4 protein-coding genes are annotated in these 3178 nt (G+C 64.1%); all 4 read right to left on the bottom strand.

Features of this window, described 5'->3' with window-relative positions; translation table 11 throughout:
• Positions 1-176 (bottom strand): polysaccharide deacetylase family protein (locus VGL40_08915; protein ID HEY3315375.1); only part of this gene is annotated, 176 nt, incomplete at its 3' end.
• Between the two features lie 206 nt (positions 177-382).
• A complete protein-coding gene (locus VGL40_08910) occupies positions 383-1510 on the bottom strand; it encodes a glycosyl hydrolase family 18 protein (GenBank protein HEY3315374.1) in 1128 nt (375 codons plus the stop codon).
• Positions 1511-1717: 207 nt separating this feature from the next.
• Complete coding sequence (locus VGL40_08905; GenBank protein HEY3315373.1) at positions 1718-1915, bottom strand: DUF1858 domain-containing protein; 198 nt, start codon at positions 1913-1915, stop codon at positions 1718-1720.
• Positions 1916-2025: 110 nt separating this feature from the next.
• On the bottom strand, positions 2026-2949 hold the full coding sequence (locus VGL40_08900; protein HEY3315372.1) for a cation diffusion facilitator family transporter: 924 nt from the start codon (positions 2947-2949) through the stop codon (positions 2026-2028).
• Between the last annotated feature and the right edge of the window lie 229 nt (positions 2950-3178).

The following is a 3178-nucleotide window of genomic DNA, read 5'->3' as shown; positions in this document are numbered from 1 at the left end:
GTGGCCTTGGCACCGTACTGGTCGAGAGCCTTCAGGACCGCCGGGGTGTACTTGGGGTCGGGGCCGTCATCGAAGGTCAGGGCAATCACCGGTTCATCAGTCGATACGTACCAGACGAGGTCGGGGTTGCTGCCCCCGCGGGCGTTGGCCCAGACGGCCAGACTCTGGTAGGACAGGACAATGGTCAGGCAGATCAGGGCGGCCAAGATCGTTCGGGTTTGCCGCCGGCCGACCACAAAAAAGAACAAAGCTGCTCCCCCCGTCCCGGCCGGACTTCCTCACCCATAGAGATATGGGAGAGGGACGGCCAATAGAAGGGAGCAGCCCCCAAAACGGGGGACCGGGCCGGCCCCGGTCTCGCCGCGGCCGGTCCGCATGGAGGCTACTTCTTGGCCGCGCCGATAGCCTCGGCGATGACCTTCCAGAACCCCGGCTCCTCGAAGCCCAGACGCCACACCCCGACCCCTCGCAGCTTGTACTTCTTGGCCAGAGCGGCCCGCTGGCGGAACGCCTCGGCGTCCTGGAACCAGACCTCGTGGGCCAGTCCATCCTTGGTGTAGGTGAAATACGGCTGTCCGGAGGCGCTGTCCCGTTTGACGGTGGCCCCGTTGGCCTTGGCCCGGTTCAGGGCGACCCTGGTGGCGAGGTATTCGCCGTTCCCGCCGGCCGGCCAGTCGTAACCATAGGTCCCGATGGCCAGAAGAACTTTCTTCGCCGGCACCGACTTCAGGGTGCTCTTCAGGTTTGTCTCCACCCAGGGCAGGGGCGAGACCGGGCCCGGCGGGCTGCTCTCATAATGGCGGTCATAGGCCATCAGGAGAACCGCGTCCGCCTCCTTACCGAGCGCCGCATAGTCATAGGCGCCGCTGACGTCGGGCGAGACATCGATCTTCGGGAAGAGCGCCACCCCCAGCTTCTTCTTCTTGGCGTGGAGGTCCTTGGCCAACTGCCTGACCATCGCGGTCAGCTGGGGACCAGACTTGGGCGGGATCAGCTGGAAATCGATGAAGATCCCGTCATAACCGTACTTGTCGGCGATGCCTTCGATGTTCTTGATGGCGTTGGCCCGAGCGGTCGGGTCGGTCAGCACCGCACCGGCCACCTGATCCCCGGGCTTGGCGTTGTTCACCAGGGCCCATACTTGTACCTTATTCTTCTTGGCGAAATCCTGGACCTCGGACACCGGCTTGGCCGTGGTCACCGATCCGTCGCCCCCAACCGAGAACCAGAAGGGAGTGACGATGTCGATCGAGGCCGCATTGTCCTTCAGGGCTGGGAAGGAGTCGACGAAAGTCTGCTCGTTATCCCCAGGTCCCTGAGCCCCGGACGTGCCGGACGTATCCCCGTTTTCATAGAAAGCCATCACCTCGAGGCGGCCGGAAGCACCCCCGCCCAGAGGTTTCTTGGCCGGCGAACACCCCAACCGAGCGCAACCCGTACTGACTGTCAGCAACAGCAAAGCCGCGAGCCAGGCGGCCAGCAACCGGCCATGGAAGCTCCTCGAACGCAAGACCAATCCCCCCGTTTTGTCGCTTACATCGGCCATCTTAGGTCTGGTTGAACTGCGGTCCGTGACTTGGTCGATGAACCTATTATCGCTACGGGAGGCCGGCTTTTATGCCGACGATGGATATTCAAAGGCCGGGTCCATCGGACCCGGCCTCTTCGGTCGGTAGCTGGTGAAACTGGGGATTCTGGAATCCCCTTTGCCCCGCCTTCAGCTGGCGGCCAGGGCGTTCAAATCCTTTATCAGGCTGTCCACGTTGATCCGGTGGGCCAGCGCGGCCGCCTCGACGGTCTCGTCGACCGAGATGTGACACCCGAAGCAGTGCATCCCGTACTTCAAGAAGACTTGCATGGCCTTGGGATTGGCCCTCAGGACGTCGGCGATGGTCTGGTCCTTGTTGAACGGCATGGTCTATACCTCCTCGAGGACTCTCTGCGAACAGGCCCTGGCTTCACCAAGTCCTGTCCTCGGTCCAATTATACCTCGCCCGGCTCCGGGGCACAATCGCCATCCTCGGCTCAGGAGTTCGCCCGGCAGGCCTTGGTCGCCGACTCCCCGACCGCCGCTCGCCGGGCCGACCTGGCCTCGGACGGCTCGACGTGGACCGAGACATCGTAGACATTCGGGAACCGGCCGCGCAGGCGCTCAGACACCAGGTGGCCGAGGGCATGGGTCTGAACCAGGTCGAGCGGCTCGTCCACCTGAACGTGGAGGTCGAGGAAGACTTGGTCCTGCCGGCCCCGGCTGCGCACCTTGTGGCAACCGGCCACCCCCCGGACCTCGATCACCGCTTGGGCAACCTCCTCCGGGTCAAGCACCGCGGCATCGCAGAGGACCCGGCTGCTGTCCCTGACGATGTCCGCGCCGACCTTGACAATTGGGGCACCGACGAAGATGGAAGCGATCGCGTCGGCGATCGGGAATCCGAGCCTGACAAAGACCAAGCCGACCAGGACCGAAGCGGAGACGTAGAGGTCGCTCCTGGTGTGCGCGGCATCTGAGACCAGGACGTCGCTCTTCAAGGCCCGTCCGCGCCCGGCCTCGTACAGCGTCACCAGGAGGTTGATCCCCATCGTCGCCACCATCACGGCGAACTGCACGAAGCCGATGGTCGGGGTGACCGGGTGGAGCAGACGGTCCCACCCGCTCTTGACGACCTCCAAAGCGACCACGAAGAGCATGGCGGCGATTCCTGTCGCCGTCAGGGTCTCGTACTTAGCGTGGCCGTAGGCATGGTCATGGTCGGCGGGCTTGGCGGCCAGGCTCATCCCGACCAGGCCGACGATGTTCGACGACCCGTCCGACAGGGAGTGGAAACCGTCGGCGATGATGCTGGCCGATCCGGCCAGAGAGCCGACGACCAGCTTGAGGGCACAGACCCCGTAGTTCAGGACCAGTACCACCCACAAGACGCGATTGACCTGCCGGTAGCGCTTGGTCACGCCCCCGGCCCGCCCGCTTCCAGTCTCCCCTGGCGCCGGCGGCGCGATAGTTGTCACGGCTGGTTCTCGTCCCGGCATGAACGATCCTCTCGTTTTGGGCAAAAAAACACCGTGGGCCCCAAAAAAGGCGGTCCCACGGAGTCATCCGCTGCTTGTCGACGACCAAGCCCAGCCCCATCGGTCAATCCGTCCGACGGCCTGTTCCGGCAATATACTAACAGCAGCCTGA

It is taken from the genome of Bacillota bacterium (genome assembly GCA_036504675.1).
Taxonomy (GTDB): Bacteria; Bacillota; Sulfobacillia; order JAJYWN01; family JAJZPE01; genus DASXUT01.
Note: the sequence above shows the minus strand (reverse complement) of the source record. Positions and strands in the feature narration are given on the sequence as shown.